The organism is Burkholderia singularis (genome assembly GCF_900176645.1).
GTDB lineage: Bacteria > Pseudomonadota > Gammaproteobacteria > Burkholderiales > Burkholderiaceae > Burkholderia > Burkholderia singularis.
In genome coordinates, this window is record NZ_FXAN01000115.1 from 1 (window position 1) to 15,147 (window position 15,147).

11 protein-coding genes and 1 pseudogene are annotated in these 15,147 nt (G+C 65.7%); 5 read left to right on the top strand and 7 right to left on the bottom strand.

All coding sequences use genetic code 11. From position 1 onward, the window contains the following. Positions 1-29: 29 nt before the first annotated feature. Positions 30-1,058: a MerR family transcriptional regulator gene (locus BSIN_RS23315; protein ID WP_089342174.1), complete on the bottom strand. Its 1,029-nt coding sequence runs from the start codon at positions 1,056-1,058 to the stop codon at positions 30-32. A 100-nt stretch (positions 1,059-1,158) separates the two neighbouring features. Here BSIN_RS23315 and BSIN_RS26865 point away from each other — a divergent pair, with 100 nt between their 5' ends. After that, a complete protein-coding gene (locus BSIN_RS26865) occupies positions 1,159-1,488 on the top strand; it encodes a hypothetical protein (protein WP_143757533.1) in 330 nt (109 codons plus the stop codon). 368 nt (positions 1,489-1,856) lie between these two features. Further along, a complete protein-coding gene (locus BSIN_RS23325; protein WP_089342176.1) occupies positions 1,857-2,744 on the top strand; it encodes a hypothetical protein in 888 nt (295 codons plus the stop codon). Between the two features lie 177 nt (positions 2,745-2,921). Here BSIN_RS23325 and BSIN_RS23330 read toward each other — a convergent pair whose 3' ends face one another. From BSIN_RS23330 to BSIN_RS23340, 3 genes are all read right to left on the bottom strand, one after another. Next, on the bottom strand, positions 2,922-4,394 hold the full coding sequence (locus BSIN_RS23330) for an efflux transporter outer membrane subunit (RefSeq protein WP_089342183.1): 1,473 nt from the start codon (positions 4,392-4,394) through the stop codon (positions 2,922-2,924). A 215-nt stretch (positions 4,395-4,609) separates the two neighbouring features. Then, positions 4,610-7,810 (bottom strand): efflux RND transporter permease subunit, encoded by a 3,201-nt coding sequence (locus tag BSIN_RS23335; protein WP_089342177.1) that lies wholly within the window; start codon positions 7,808-7,810, stop codon positions 4,610-4,612. Then, positions 7,807-8,925 (bottom strand): efflux RND transporter periplasmic adaptor subunit, encoded by a 1,119-nt coding sequence (locus tag BSIN_RS23340; RefSeq protein WP_089342178.1) that lies wholly within the window; start codon positions 8,923-8,925, stop codon positions 7,807-7,809. Before BSIN_RS23340 ends, BSIN_RS23335 begins: the two co-directional genes overlap by 4 nt. Before the next feature lie 196 nt (positions 8,926-9,121). Here BSIN_RS23340 and BSIN_RS23345 point away from each other — a divergent pair, with 196 nt between their 5' ends. Further along, positions 9,122-9,742 carry a TetR/AcrR family transcriptional regulator gene (locus BSIN_RS23345; protein WP_069234344.1) on the top strand — a complete coding sequence of 207 codons (621 nt, stop codon included), beginning with the start codon at positions 9,122-9,124 and terminating at the stop codon, positions 9,740-9,742. 46 nt (positions 9,743-9,788) lie between these two features. On the opposite strand, the gene BSIN_RS23350 is transcribed toward BSIN_RS23345, so the two are convergent. Together BSIN_RS23350 and BSIN_RS23355 are read right to left on the bottom strand one after the other, a co-directional pair. Further along, positions 9,789-11,528 carry a ClcB-like voltage-gated chloride channel protein gene (locus BSIN_RS23350; RefSeq protein ID WP_089342179.1) on the bottom strand — a complete coding sequence of 580 codons (1,740 nt, stop codon included), beginning with the start codon at positions 11,526-11,528 and terminating at the stop codon, positions 9,789-9,791. A 117-nt stretch (positions 11,529-11,645) separates the two neighbouring features. Further along, positions 11,646-12,710: a YeiH family protein gene (locus tag BSIN_RS23355; RefSeq protein WP_089342180.1), complete on the bottom strand. Its 1,065-nt coding sequence runs from the start codon at positions 12,708-12,710 to the stop codon at positions 11,646-11,648. 115 nt (positions 12,711-12,825) lie between these two features. Between BSIN_RS23355 and BSIN_RS23360 the strand changes: the two are divergent. Next, positions 12,826-13,728 (top strand): annotated as a pseudogene (locus tag BSIN_RS23360) (LysR family transcriptional regulator); the annotation flags it as partial. 31 nt (positions 13,729-13,759) lie between these two features. Here the strand turns inward: BSIN_RS23360 and BSIN_RS23365 are convergent. Then, positions 13,760-14,113, bottom strand: coding sequence for an SdpI family protein (locus tag BSIN_RS23365; protein WP_089342182.1), 354 nt, complete (start codon positions 14,111-14,113; stop codon positions 13,760-13,762). Between the two features lie 311 nt (positions 14,114-14,424). Here BSIN_RS23365 and BSIN_RS23370 point away from each other — a divergent pair. Further along, positions 14,425-15,147: sugar phosphate isomerase/epimerase family protein (locus tag BSIN_RS23370; RefSeq protein WP_089342184.1), on the top strand; the 723-nt coding region annotated here is incomplete at its 3' end.

The window sequence follows — 15,147 nt, forward strand, 5'->3', positions numbered from 1 at the left end:
TTCGTCAAGCGCGGCGGCGCCCGGCGAGATCAGCGCGACGGCGTCAGGTGCGCGACGGCGTCACGCACGAAATCGAGCAGCGTATCGTTGACCCAGGTACCCGTCATCAGCGCGGGCTCGTTCGCGAGCGCCTGGCGGAACTTGAGTTGCGTGGCGGGATCGTCGCCGGCGTAGCTGCTAAACAGCGCAATCCAGCGCCGCGCGAGCGCTTGGCCTTCCGGCGACGCAGGCAGCACGCCGGCGTCGAGCGCATCGCGCACGTCGCCCATCAATTGCGGCCATGCCATCGCGCTTTCGCCGTAGTGCGCGCGCATGAAGCGAATCTCGCTGGGCGACAGGTATTTCTCGTAGATCCGCATCTTCGTTTCGGAGAACGCGCGCAGCACATAGTCGCGCAGTTCGGTCGAGATGCCGATGTGCGCCTGCATCGACGGCTCCTGGTCGTGCATCAGGTTCAGCTTCGCGAGCAGGCGCGGATCGCCGTTCGTGTCGCGCACGAGCATCGTCATCCAGCGCTCCGCGAGCGCGCGCGCTCGCTCGTCTTTGGGCGGCACGCCGCTTTCCATTAGCCCGCGCACGTCGGCAACGAGCGCGACCCACTCCGGATCGGGCGTCTGGCTGTTTTGGTACATCGGCAGGCGTGCGAGTTCGTCTTCAGAAAAGTATTTGTCGTACACGGTCATCAATTCCAGGGTGTTGAGCCAATCGGCCAGTTCCGGCTGCCGGCCGTCGGCGAGCGCGCAATGCAGTTGCGCGAGGCGTTCGCGCAGCCGCGCCGCTTGCGCGATCTGCCGATCGAGCATCGCGATCTGGCGCACGACGATCGATGTGAGCGGCGTGCCGGGCTGGGACAGGTGAGTGCCGACATCGGCGAGCGTCAGGCCGAAACGGCGTAGCGCCTGGATCTGATGGAGCCGGGCGACGTCGTCGCGGTTGTACAGCCGATAGCCGTTGTCGGCGCGCGCTGAAGGTTTCAATAGGCCGATCGCGTCGTAGTGGTGCAGCGTGCGGACGGTCAGTCCGCTGCGTTTTGCCAGTTCTCCGATTTTGAGCAGCATATCCGGGCCTCCATTTCGTGCGCAACTGAAGGTTGAAGCCTGACGTCGCGTGAGGGTCAAGCGTTGTGGAACAAGAATCGCGCAATGATGGGCGTGACTGATGACCAGACTGATTATCAGACGGAATACCAGGATTTCGTTCCGGATGCCATTGAACCGGCGCGGGGCGCTCGCCGGCCGGGGTGGCGGCTATGGCGACGCGCTGGCTGAAATGATCAACGGTTTATATACGAACGTGAAGCTGATTCATCGTCCGACGTCATGGAAAACGCATGAATTCCGTGCGCTGGCAACTTTGGATGGAGGGGAGAGCGTCGCTCCACCCTCGTCGGCCGACGGAACCACTTGGCGATATCCAGCCCCGCAGATGCAAAATCAAACCGCGATCGACAACTCAGTCATGCCGCCGCCGCGCCCGGCATTGAATTAAATCAACTTGCCTCCACGACTCTCGGGACGGTTCGGAATTGCACAATCCATGACGGTTTTTAGGTTTGAGAAGGGATGGTGTTTTATCACGATGAGTTTGATATTTTCCGTGAAAAATCCATGTGAGCCGTATAAAACGATATCTATGGGGATGATGTGAAAGTAATGTGGTTCGAATGATTTATTTTATTCGGATGTTTCCATATTGAAAAGAAGGCTGCGCTCGGATCATAGTCCGCTTGGCGGGCAGCGGACGATTTAACTAAATGCCTCAATAAATAATTTTGAAGATATGTTCACGATCTTTTTTTAAGGAATGCTGTTTTTAAGCTTCTCCTCTAGAGGCCCTGCTATTCATCGGAGATAAGCATGGAAAAGTCAATCATTGTGTTATTTTTCACACTCGCATTTTTAGGCCAAGCGCGGGCTCAATTGGATTTCAATGTTCCGCTGCTGGGCGTAGGTAACGTGGCGCTTAATCCGGGAATTGCATATGGAAGAACGATTCGGTGGTTTTTTGCTCCGGTCGGGACGATCGCCACGATTAACATCGACGGAGTGACGTATAGCCGTGATTTGGTGCCGGTGATTTTGGAGGCCATTCAAGAGTGGCGGGTACAGCTAACGGGAACAAATATTGTTTTAGAGCCGGCTGCGGACATAAGTCGGGCGAATCTGATTTTCGAATGGAGGAATTCCGTAGCGACCGATGATACCGATCCCTTGGCGATTGCCAATACAAGGTACGACTTTTTATATAGCAGAGGCACTATAAGCCTGAATTCGCCTACCAGAATAGCTTTTCTGCATGACAGGATTCAAAACTTTTTCAATAACCCGGCCTATAGATTCGATACCCCGAATAATTTGTACACCAGGAATCCGGCATTCAATCTTCCGAGCGGCGTGCCGCTCGTGGCGGGAGGCGGCGCCAGTTTGCTGGATTATGTGCTGAAGATGGTGGCGAAACACGAACTGGGCCATGTCATGGGCCTTGCACACCCGACTGATAGAAACGAGCCTTTCATTCGGATCGCCGATGCCCCTGTCCAGGCGGAGATCATGGCTCGCGTGGACAACCAGATATTGGCGAATTTCCTGGTGGTCCGTCACAACGAAGGCAACCCTCGGCCGCTGACGCGCAACGATGTCGCCATTAGCCAGGCGGAAGGGGAGGCAGTGCGGGCCGTCAATCGCGGCCAGCAGCCCAGCTGTTCGAGTAGCTGTAATGGAACCATTCCACATGACGAACTATAAAAATACTCTGCGCAGGCGCATACCGGATTCACGCCTGGCCCGCGATATGGTGGGGGACGAAGCCCTGCAACTTTCTTATTACTTTGAATGGTTGCAAGGCTTTTTTGCTCTCGTCCCGCCCGTGCTAAAACCGCGGCGGAACGGCCCCGTTGCCGCCGCCGCTCGCCATGCGCGGCATCATCCCTTGGCTTGCTGCGCGTGCGCGTTCATACCGGCATCATCGTCCGCGGGCGGCGTGCCCATCGCATCGAACAGCCGCGCTGTATCGACGAGCCGCGCGCTGGTGGCACGGATTTCGTCGAGCCGCGCGTTGCGCCATTGCTGCTCGCTTGCGCGCGCGGCAGCCGGCGGCAGCGCGCCGAGACGCACGCGCGCCGCCGCGTCGTCGAACGCGCCGCGCGCGGCGACAGCCGCGCGGTTCGACGCGTCGAGCGCGCTCGCATCGTGCTCGAGCGCGGCGAGCGAATCGGCGACGTTCTGGAATGCGCCGAGCACGGTCGATTTGTACTGCTCGACAGCCGCTTCATAAGTCGCGCGCGCCGCGCGGCGTTGCGCGAGCAGCGCGCCGCCGTGAAACAGCGGCTGCGTGAGCGACGCGCCGATGCTCCAGATCGCGCCCGCGCCGGAGAGCATCGCGGGCCAATTGAAGCCGGCCTGACCCATCGACGCCGACAGTGACAGTTGCGGAAACAACTGCGCGGTTGCGGCGCCCACTTCGGCCGCGGCCGCCTGCAGCGCCGCTTCGGCCACGCGCACGTCGGGCCGCGCCTTGAGCAGCGTCGACGGCACGACGACCGGCACGTTTTCCGGCAGATGCAAATCGGCAAGCGGCAGCGCGGCGGGCGCCTGATCCGGCGTGCGGCCGAGCAGCACGGCGAGCGCGTGGCGCGTGCTCAACGCTTGCTGGCGCAGCGGGGGCAGGCTGGCTTCGAGCGACGCCGCGTTTTGCTGTGCGTTCAGCATGTCCGCGTGCGACACCGCGCCGAGCCGGTAGCGGGCCGCCGTGTCGTTTGCCTGCTCGCGCGCGAGCGCGACGAGCCGCTCGGCAGTCGTCACTTGTTCGTCGAGCGCGGACGCGGTGATCGCCGCCGAGACGATGTTCGCGGCGAGCGAGCGCCGCGCGGATTCGAGCTGATACGCGCTCATGTCGACGCGCTTGCCGAGCGCGCGGTTCGCGAAACGTGCGGCGCCGAACAAGTCGAGCGTGTAGCTGGCGCGGAGCTGGCCGGCGAACACGTTATAGAGCACGGTTGGCGGGCCGAATGCCGGAACGCTGAGCGCGCGCTGACGCGTCGCCTGGCCACCCGCGTCGATCGACGGCAGCATCGAGTTGGCGACCTGGGCGCGCAACTGCTCGCGCGCCGCGTTCAGGTTCTTGTCGACGGCGGCAAGCGTCGGACTGTTGCGCAAGCCTTCGTCGACGAGCGCGTCGAGCGCGGGCGATCGGTATTGTTTCCACCAGTCGGGCACGGGCTGCGCGCCGACGTCGAAGCGCTGCGCGACGCCCTGCGCGGCGGCCGTCTGCTCGGGTAGCGGCAACGCGCCGTAATGCGCGGGCGACGGCATCGCGGGCGGCGCGCCGCTGGGTGCGAACAGAGAGCAGCCGGCGAGCGCGAAGGCGGCCGCGACGGCCACGGCGGTGGTGCGCACGGCGGCCGGGCGTGCGCGGCCGGCGGCGCCGGCGCGGCGGGATTCATGCGCGTGGCGGAAGGCAAAAGCGCGCGCCGCCGCGTGTGTTTCCGCGCAAACGGCGTTTGAGCAGGTTGCGGCGGCTTGCGCCGTGGGATCGGCTGTCACGTCCCGGTCCGCGCGGTGCCGGACGGCAGCCGCCACACGATGCGAAAGCAGATTCGTCGGCCCCATGGTCAGGCTCCCGTGGTCGTGGCGGGCGGCTGCGCGTCGCGCTCGTGCGGCTTGACGCGGAACCACGCGGCATAGAGCGCAGGCAGATAGAACAGCGTGAGCACGGTGGCGCTCGTGATGCCGCCCATCAGCGCGGTCGCCATCGGGCCGAAGAAGTTCGAGCGCAGCAGCGGGATCAGCGCGAGCACGGCGGCGGCCGCCGTCAGCGTGATCGGCCGGAAGCGCCGCACGGTCGCGCCGATGATCGCATCGAAGCGGCCATGACCGGCGGCGATATCCTGTTCGATCTGATCGACGAGAATCACCGAGTTGCGCATGATGATGCCGAACATCGCGATCACGCCGAGCATCGCGACGAAGCCGAACGGCTTGCCGAACAGCAGCAGCGTGCCGACGACACCGATCATCCCGAGCGGTGCGGTCAGCACGACCATCAGCACGCGCGAGAAACTCTGCAACTGAATCATCAGCAACGTGAACACCGCGATCGCCATCAGCGGCATCTGCGCGTTGATCGAGCTTTGGCCTTTCTCGCTTTGCTCGACCGAGCCGCCGATCTCGATCTGATAGCCGACGGGCAGCTGCGCGCGCAGGGCGTTCAGCTTCGCGTCGATCGCATGCGTGACGTCGATTCCTTGCGCACCCGCCGTCACGTCGGATTGCACGGTGATCGTCGGCTGGCGGTTGCGCTCCCAGATCACGCCGTATTCGAGCGTGTCGGTGAAACGCCCGAGCGAGCCGAGAGGCACCGGGCCGCTCGGCGTCGGCATGGCCAGGCTCGCGAGGTTCGCCGGATCGACACGCTCCGTGCGCGGCGCGCGCAAATCCACCGCGATCAGCTTGTCGCGCTCGCGGTATTGCGTGACCGTCGTGCCGGATAGCGTCAGCGCGAGAAAGCCCGCGACGTCCTGTGACGTCACGTTCAGCTCGCGTGCCTTCTGCTGGTCAAGTTCGAAGCGCACCGAGCGCTCGGCCGGCTCGTCCCAGTCGAACTGGACGTTGACGGCGTGTGCGTCGGCGCGCACCGTCGCCGCGACTTTCTCGGCGATCGCGCGCACGGTCGCGATGCTGTCGCCGCTTACGCGAAACTGCACCGGATAACCGACGGGCGGCCCGTTTTCGAGGCGCGAGATCCGCGTGCGCGCGGCGGGAAACTGCTCGCGCAGCGCCGGCTGGAGCCACGCGGCGAGCTGCTCGCGCGCGTCGACCGATTTCGCGGTGATCACGAATTGCGCGAAGTTCGGCAATTGGAGCTGCTGATCGAGCGGCAGGTAGAAGCGTGGCGCGCCGGAGCCGACGAAGCTCACCGCGTGGTCGATCTCGGGCCGCTTGGCGAGCAGCTTTTCGACGCGTTCGGCCTGTTTGAGCGTCGCCTCGAACGACGCGCCCTCGGGCAGCCGCAGATCGACGAGCAGCTCGGGGCGATCGGAGTTCGGGAAGAATTGCTGCGGCACGAGCGTGAAGCCCGCGAGCGCGGCGACGAAAAGCGCGCCCGTGATCGCGAGCACGACGAAGCGCCGCTTGATGCACCACTGAACCCAGACGCGCAGCCGCGTATAGAAGCGGGTGTCGTAGATATCGTGCTCATGCTCATGCTCATGTCCGTGCTCCGTCTCGCGGCCTTGCGCGCCGGCGGCCTTCGGTTCGCGTTTGCGCTCGGGCAGTATGTGATAGCCGAGCAGCGGGATCAGCACGACGGCGGCAAACCATGACGCGATCAGCGCGATCGCCGATACCTCGAAGATCGACCGCGTGTATTCGCCGGTGCTCGATTTCGCGAGCGCGATCGGCAGGAAGCCCGACACAGTGACGAGCGTGCCAGTCAACATCGGAAACGCGGTGCTGGTGTACGCGAACGCGGCGGCGCGCGCGCGGCTGAAGCCCTGTTCGAGTTTCACGGCCATCATTTCCACCGCGATGATCGCGTCGTCGACGAGCAGGCCGAGCGCGAGCACGAGCGTACCGAGCGAAACCTTGTGCAGCCCGATGTCGAACAGATACATGACGAGCGCGGTGACGGCAAGCACGACGGGAATCGAGATCACGACGATCATCCCGGTGCGCAGGCCGAGCGACACGAGGCTGACGAGCAGCACGATCACCACCGCCTCGGCGACCGCCTCGAGAAAATCGTCGACCGAGCGCGAAACCGTGTGCGGCATGCTCGACACCTCGGTCAGCGTGAGGCCGGCGGGAAGCTGGGCCTGCAATTCCTTTGCCTTTGCATCGAGTGCCTGGCCGAGCCGGATCACGTCGCCGCCCGGCTGCATCGTGAGGCCGATGCCGAGCACCGCGCGGCCGGCCGCGTGGCGATCGCCCGCGCCCGGAGTGCCTTTGCCCGCGCCGAGCGCGCGCATCTGCGTGATGGGCGGATCGTCGTAGCCGCGCCGGATGGTCGCGAGATCGCCGAGCCGGAACGAGCGGCCGTTGACCCGGATCAGCGTATCGGCAATGTCGGCCACGCTGCCGTACTGGCCCGTCGGGCGGATGAACACGCGGTCGTGCGTCGCCGTCAGCACGCCGGACGAGGCGACGTCGTTTTGCGCGTTGATCGCTTGCGCGATCTGCTGCGGCGAAATGCCGAGCCGCGTCACGCGTGCATTGTCCAGTTCGATGAAGATCCGCTGATTGGGGTCGCCGAAATAGTCGACCTTCGCCACGCCCGGCACGCGCAGCAGCACGGTGCGCAACTGATCCGCGTAATCATGCAGTTGCGCGGGCGAGAAGCCGTCGCCTTCGAGCGTGTAGATGTTGGTGTAGACGTCGCCGAATTCGTCGTTGAAGAACGGTCCTTGAACGCCGGGCGGCAGCGTCGCGGCAATGTCGCCGACTTTCTTGCGTATCTGATACCAGGTTTGCGGCACGTCCTTCACCGGCGCCGATTCCTTCATCTCGAAGAAGACCAGCGATTCGCCGGGGCGCGAGTAGCTGCGCAGGTTGTCGATGGCGGGCGTTTCCTGCAACTTGCGGCCGATCCTGTCGGTGATCTGTTCCTGCACCTGGCGTGCGGTCGCGCCGGGCCAGAACGTGCTGATCACCATCACGCGGAACGTGAACGGCGGATCTTCCGATTGCGCGAGGCGCGTGTACGCGAGGATGCCCGCAACCGTCGCAAGCGCGATCAGGTAGATGACGAGCACCTGATGACGCAACGCCCATGCGGACAGGTTGAAGCGGGCGCTTTCTTCACGGCCGTCCGTCATGACGCGACGTCCTCCGAATGGAGCGGCGGCACGGCGCGCACTTTTTCACCGGCGCTGACCGTATGGACGCCTTGCAGCACGACGCGCTCGCCCGGCGCGATGCCGTTTGCGACGGTCACGGTGCTGTCGTTGTAGCGCACGATGTCGACGCGGCGCAGCTCCAGCGTATCGTCACGAGTGCGTACCACCCACACTGCCGGCGCGTTGCCCGAATGAAAGAGCGCGGTCGACGGCAGCGTGAAGCGTTGCACGCCGGCGGCGGGCACGTTGCCCGGCGCGGCAGCGAACGAGACGTTCGCGGTCATCCCGAGCCGCACCGCGGGGTCGGGCTTTTCGAGCGTGAGCTTCACGCGGTACGTGCGGCTTTGCGTATCGGCGGCAGGCGCGATTTCGCGCACGCGTGCATCGAACGCGCGGCCGGGCACCGACGGCAACGTCACGCGTGCCGCGTGACCCACGCTCACGAGCGACAGCGTGCTTTCCGGCGTGTCGGTGACGACGTCGACGTCGCCGGACCACGCGAGCTGATAGACGGCCTGACCGGCCGACACGTTTTGCCCGGTGTCCGCCTGCTCGGCAGTGATGTAGCCCGCGTGATCGGCAACGAGCGTCGCGTACTGGAGCTGGTTTTTCGCGAGCGCGAGCTGCTGCGCGGCCTGATCGCGCTGCGCGCGCGCCGATGCATAAGCGTTTTCGGTCTGCTCGAGCTGCGCGGGCGCGATCAGGTTTTCGCGCGCTTGCGCACGGTCACGTTCGAGCTGTTGTTGCGCGTAGGTCAGCGCATGCGTGGCGGCATCGAGCTGCGCTTGCGCGCTGGCGGCGTTTTTCACGACGTCGGAGGTATCGAGCAGCGCGACGACTTGCCCCTTTTGCACGGTGTCGCCCAGGCGCACCTTGCGCTCGACGATCTTGCCGGCGATCCGGAACGACAGCGGCGTCGCGTAGCGCGGCTGGATTTCGCCGGGCAGCGACGCGGCAGCGGCGGCGCCGTCCGCCCGAACGGGCACCGCGACTACCGGGCGCAGGGCGGGCGGCGCCGCTTCAGGGCGATGGCACGCGGTGACGGCAAGCGCGGCCCCGATCGACAGCGCAATGCGAAAACCGGAACGATTCACGACGGTAACTCCTCGGCTGGAGGAAAGCGGAAAGAGCGCGACAGACCGGCGGCACTTGCAGGTAAGTCGAAGGCGGCAGTAATCGCAAGATCGGCGACCTTTCTGCTTACTGAAAAACCGGAATGCATTCTAATACAGGGTTGTATTTGAATGCAAAGGTGTTTTGATTGTTCGGAAAGTGCTAGACTTGCGCGTCATGAAGCCGACCCGCCTGACTCGAGAACAAAGCAAGGACCTGACGCGCGAGCGTCTGCTCAACGCCGCGCATGCCACTTTCGCAAAAAAGGGGTACGGCGCGACCAGCGTGGAGGACATCGCGTCGGCGGCAGGCTTTACGCGCGGCGCGTTCTATTCGAATTTCCGCAGCAAGGCGGAACTGTTGATCGAACTGCTCAAACGCGACCACGAAAGGGCGGAGCGCGAGCTCGAGGAGATTTTCGATGCCGGCGGCACGCGCGAGCAAATGGAGGCGAACGCGCTACGCCTGTACAGCCGGCTCTTTCGCGACGATCCGACGCTCGTGCTCTGGGGCGAGGCAAAGCTGCAGGCGATGCGCGACGCGAAGTTCCGCGCGCAGTACAACGAATTCGTCAAGGAAAAGCTCGACTACCTGGCGCACTACATCCGCACGTTCAGCGAGCGAGTGGGCACGCCGCTGCTGCTGCCGGCCGACGTGCTCGCGCTCGGTCTGATGGGCTTATGCGACGGCGTGCAGTCATACCATCTCGCCGATCCGCGGTGCGTGACGGCCGATACCACGCAAACGGTGTTGGCCGGTTTCTTCTCGCGCGTGGTGCTTGGCCGCGCGCCGGACTGACGGGCGGCCGGCGCGGCGCGCGAGGGGCGGGGCCGCCCGGGCGCGCTCAGCGCCCGAGATCGGCGTTCATCCGCCGGTAAGCGTCGAGCAGCGCAGTCTTGTAGACCACCCCAGCGAGCGTCGGCTCGTCGGCGCATTCGATCACCGGCAGCCGCTCGCCCTGGAACCGCATGAAATGCTCGAGCGCGGTGGCGATCGGCATGTCCGGCGTGAGCAGCGGAAACGGCGTGTGCAGGTAGTTCGCGGCGCTCTTGTGCGTGGTGTCGCGCTTTTCGAGCAGATCCGAGGTGATGTCCTTGAGCGCGACCGCGCCGCGAAAGCGTCCTGCCTCGTCGGTCACGTACAGGTATTTGACCGGGTATTCGAGGAACACGCGCGTCATGTCGGCCACGCTCGCCGTCAGCGGCACGACGGTTGCCGCGGGCTGGATCAGATCGCGCATTTGCGCGGCGCGCAGCCGCATCCGCGCCTCGTCGTCGCGATGGCGGCGCAGCGTGATTTCGTACATCGACGTCTTGCCGAGCGCGCGCGCGGCAAAATACGCGACGACGCACGACACCATCAGCGGCAGCACGACCTGATAGCTGAGCGTCATCTCGAAGATCATCAGGATCGCCATCAGCGGCGCCTGTGTCGCGCCCGCGAGGAATGCGCCCATGCCGACCATCGCATACGCGTACCACGCAGATACGTGCGCGGGCATCAACGCATGCAGCGCGATGCCGAACAGCGAGCCGAACACGGCGCCCGTGAAAAGCGTCGGCGTGAAGATCCCGCCGACCGCGCCCGAGCCCGCGGTCGCCGCGGTCGCGATCAGCTTGCAGACGAGTACCGTGACGAGCGCCTGCCAGGTCCACGGCGAATGCAGGATCGCGTTGACCACGCTGTAGCCGTTGCCCCAGACGTCGGGCACCCATACCGAGATCACGCCGACGACCAGGCCGCCCACCGCGAGCCGCACGGGCAGCGGCACGGGCAGGCGGCGGAACTGCGCTTTCGACGCGTCGAGAAGATGCAGGAACTGCGGCGCGGCGGCGCCGCAAATGAGGCCGAGCGCGACGAAGAGCAGCACTTCCCAGCCGGTGACGGGCGGAAATACGGGCATCTCGTAAGGCGGCCGGTAGCCGGCGAATTCGCGCATCACGATGTTCGAGACGACCGACGAGACGACGATCGGCCCGAAGCTTTCCATCGCGATCGAACCGAGCACGATCTCGCAGACGAAGAACGCGCCCGCGATCGGCGCGTTGTACGCGGCGGTGATGCCCGCCGCGGCGCCACACGCGACGAGCAGGCGCAGCCGCGACGGATCGAAGTGCGCAAAGCGGCCGACGAGCGACGCGACCAGCGCGGCCAGTTGAACCATCGGCCCTTCGCGGCCGATCGAGCCGCCGCTGCCGATCGTCACGAGCGACGACGCGCTGCGCCAGAGGCTTTGCCGCACGGGCACGACGCCGTCGCCGAGCGCGACGGCCTCCATGTAATCGGATTTGCCGTCGGGCGGCGCACCGCGCTGCGCGATCAGCAGCACGCACCCGGCGACGAAGCCGCCGGCGGCGGGCAGCGCGATACGGGCGAGCGGCGGCACGCGCCGCGCCATCTCGGTAAAGCTGCCGCTCGATCCGCTCAGCAGGCGCTGGATCAGCTCGATGCCTTCGCGAAACGCGACCGTCGCGAGCGCGCCGCCAATACCGACGATGACGGACCAGACGAGCATCGTGTGCGCATCGGACAGGCGGAACAGGGTTTGCGCGCGGGTGCGCAGCTTTAGCAGGAACGAGAGCACGGCTGAAGCGCTTCGGCGAATGAAATCGAGCGGAAGAATAGCACCGCGCCGTGCCGGCCGAATCCGTTGCGTGGACCCGGCCGACGCGGCGCGGCGGCGAAAAAGAGCGGCGAACGTTTAACCAAGCCAGCGCTGCGTCGCCCAGACGATCGCATAGCCGCCGACCGTCAACCACACATAAAGGATCAGACCAGTGACGAGCGCGCGCGGGCCGGCGGCGCGGATCTGCGACATCCGGGTCTCGATGCCGAGCGCGGTCATCGCCATCGTCAGCGCGAACGTGTCGAGCGTGTTGAGCGCGCTCGTCATGTTGGCGGGCAGCATCTGCAGCGAGTTCACGACGACGAAGCCGAGAAAGCCGAGCGCGAACCACGGCACCGCGAGCTTGCGCGCCCCGTGCCCGGCCGCCGTATGCTTGGCCGAGCGGGCGAGCCAAGCGCCGAGCACGAGCAGCACCGGCACGAGCAGCATCACGCGCGTCATCTTGACGATCGTTGCCACCCGCGCGACTTCGGGGCTCACGTCGCTGGCCGCGCCGACCACCTGCGCAACCTCGTGGATCGTGCCGCCGAAGAAAAGGCCGAGGCCCGTCGCGTCGAGCGGCAGCCAGCCGGCGCGATACGCGAACGGGTAGGCAAACATCGACAGCGTGCCGAACAGCACGACGCTGCCGACCGCCATCGCGCTCTGATGCGGTTTCGAGCGCAGCGTCGATTCGAACGCGAGCACCGCGGCCGCGCCGCAGATCGCGCTGCCCGCGGCGGTGAGCAGCGCCGAATCACGGTCCAGCTTCATCAGCTTGATGCCGGCCCAGGTGCCGACGGCGAGCGTGCTGACGACCACGAGCGCCGATACCGCGAGCCCCGGCAGCCCGACTTGCGCGATTTCCTGCAGGCTCACGCGCAACCCGAAAAACGCGACGGCGATCCGCAGCAGCTTGCGCGCGGAGAAATCGACGCCGGCCGCCCAGCTCGCGGGCATGCCGTCGCGCAGCAGGTTGCCGTACAGCGCGCCCGCGACAATGCCGGCGATTAACGGGCTCAGGCCGAAGTGTGCGACGGCGGGCGTCTGCGCGATGCTCGTGACGGCGAGCGCGAACAGCGCAACGAACAGGATGCCGTTGAGCTTGCCGCGCACCGACGGCGCCGCGGCGCTCGGATGAGGAGAAGGGACCGTGGACATGGCGTGGTTTCGATATGGTTGGAATGGTAACGGTCCTAATCCTATTTTGAATATATGAATATGAAAAATTGTGATTTGTGACGTAAAATATCGGAAAACTTGATATTTTTATGAGATGACCCCGGACCAACTGATAACGTTCGCCGCCGTCGCCGAGCATCGGAACATCAGCCGAGCGGCGCTCGCGCTGCATTTGTCGCAGCCGGCCGTGTCGGGCCAGTTGCGCCAGTTGCAGGACGAATTCGGCGAGCCGCTGTATCTGCGCGACGGGCGCGGTGTGCGATTGACCCCCGTCGGCGAGACGCTCGCGCGGTATGCCGCGCAGTTGCGCGATACGTTCGCCCAAGCGCGCGCGTACCGCGACGCGGTGCGCGGGCTCGAGCGCGGCACGCTGCGAGTCGGCGCGAGCACGACGCCTGCCAGCTATCTGCTGCCGTATCTGCTCGCCGAATTCCAGCCGCTCGCGCCCGAGGTCGTGATTCAGACCATGAGCGGCAATACGGCCGAGGTCGTCGCATCGCTCGCGGCGCTCGACGTCGCGCTGATCGAAGGGCCCCCCGGCGACCCGCTGCCGGTGGGCACGACGGTTCATCAATGGTGCGACGACGAGATCGTCGCGATCGTGCCGGCTGCCCATCCGCTTGCCGCGCGCGTGCGCGCCGGCAAGCGGATGGGCGCGACGCTCGCCGAACTGGCCGCCTATCCGCTGGTGCTGCGCGAGGCGGGCTCGGGCGTGCGGCAGCTTGTCGAGCGTGCGTTCGCGCTTGCCGCGGCACCGCTGTCGGTCGCCTTCGAGATTGCGGGCGTCGAGGCGGTGAAGGAGGCAGTGCGGGCGGGGATGGGAATCGGTTTCGTGTCGGCGATGTCGCTCAGGCACGACGATGCGGCGCTCGCGATGCTATCGATCGCGCCGCAACCGCTCACACGGCATTTCTCGATTCTCGTGCCGCATGGCGCGACGCCGTCACGCGCGGCCGCGCGGTTTCTCGAGCTGTGCATGGCGCGTGTGCCGGCTGCGGTTGACGGGCGTCCGGTACGAAGCGCGGCGCTTAGCGGCGCGCGCCGCGTTGACGGCCGCCAGGCGGTTTGAGTGCGATCAAGCAAAGCCCGGTCGGGATCGCGACGGCAACGGCCAGCGTTGTCAGCAGCGTAAGGCGGGGCACGGGGATGCCGCGGAGCGTGCAGTATTCGAGCGCGGCGACATAGACGGCGCTCGTGATCATCAGCGCGACGCCGAAAATCCGGTTGCAGCGATACCAGACGGCTTCGTCGCGCAACGTAGCGCTCAGCCGGACGCCGTAAAAACGGTTGGGCTTGACCCATTGCGCGGCAAGCGGCACGGCGATCAAGAAGAACGACGCGCCGGCAAGCAGAAACAGCATGGTAGGCGGAAGGTCGGGCATGCGGCGGGCTCCTTTTGACTTTGAGGCGGCGGCAGACGAATGGGCGGCGCGTTTCCTTCGCGCGGCGCGCATGGAACCCGGCATACAGATCACGTCGGCGCGCCAGACGGCCATCCTCCGATATTGTGCGCCGCTCGCGCATGATCGCGTGGCGCCGGCGCGCCGCAACGGCCGGGTCGGCGGGTGTTCGCCTAGGGATTTCCTCTATGGCCTATGTCGGACACTCGGCGCACCATGTGTGCGAATATAAATGGAACCGGTTCCATTCATCAAATACATTATCCATCGACATGGAAAAGGGCAGGCGAAGCATGGTCGACATCGTGATCGTGGCAAGCGCATTCGGAACGCACGCGGTGCGGCGCGACGGGCATCGCGCGTTTATCGATGCGACGGCCGAAGCCGGCGCGGCCGGCTTCGAAGTGAGGCGCGAGTTGTTCGCGTCTGACGACGACGCGTCGCCGCGAGCGCTCGCGCAGCTGGGCGGCGCAATCGCCGCGGCCGGCCTGTGGTCCGTATATTCGACGCCCGACACGCTCTACGCGGATGACGGCACACTGAACCGCCAGGCCGTTGCCGCGACGCTCGATGCGGCCGGTGCGCTCGGCGCGCGCTTCGTGAAGTTCCAGCTCGGCGCTTTCGCATCCCGCACCCAGGCGGCGCAGCTTGCCGACTTGCTCGAACGCGCGCCCGCCCGCATGCGCGTGCTCGTCGAGAACGGCCAATTGCGGCAAGGTGGCGCACTTGCGCAGTTCGTGTCGCTGTTTGCCGCGCTGCGCGACGAGCGAATGCCCGCGCTCGTCGGCATGACGTTCGACATCGGCAATTGGCTGTGGGCGGGCGAAGCACCGCTCGACGCGGCGCGCTCGCTCGCGCCGCATGTCGAATACGTGCATTGCAAGGCCGTCGACGGCGCGGGCGCGCGCCGTTTCGCGATCGCGCCGCCGCCGCACGACCGGCTTTGCACCGACGCGCTCGCGCTGCTGCCGGCTGCCGCGCCGCGCGGCATCGAGTTTGCACTCGACGCCGCGCGG

Bases quoted from the DNA above. Each gene is read 5' to 3' on its own strand.
- BSIN_RS23315 (WP_089342174.1), bottom strand. From the start codon at position 1,058: ATGCTGCTCAAAATCGGAGAACTGGCAAAACGCAGCGGACTGACCGTC.
- BSIN_RS26865 (WP_143757533.1), top strand. From the start codon at position 1,159: ATGACCAGACTGATTATCAGACGGAATACCAGGATTTCGTTCCGGATG.
- BSIN_RS23325 (WP_089342176.1), top strand. From the start codon at position 1,857: ATGGAAAAGTCAATCATTGTGTTATTTTTCACACTCGCATTTTTAGGC.
- BSIN_RS23335 (WP_089342177.1), bottom strand. From the start codon at position 7,810: ATGACGGACGGCCGTGAAGAAAGCGCCCGCTTCAACCTGTCCGCATGG.
- BSIN_RS23345 (WP_069234344.1), top strand. From the start codon at position 9,122: ATGAAGCCGACCCGCCTGACTCGAGAACAAAGCAAGGACCTGACGCGC.
- BSIN_RS23355 (WP_089342180.1), bottom strand. From the start codon at position 12,710: ATGTCCACGGTCCCTTCTCCTCATCCGAGCGCCGCGGCGCCGTCGGTG.
- BSIN_RS23365 (WP_089342182.1), bottom strand. From the start codon at position 14,113: ATGCCCGACCTTCCGCCTACCATGCTGTTTCTGCTTGCCGGCGCGTCG.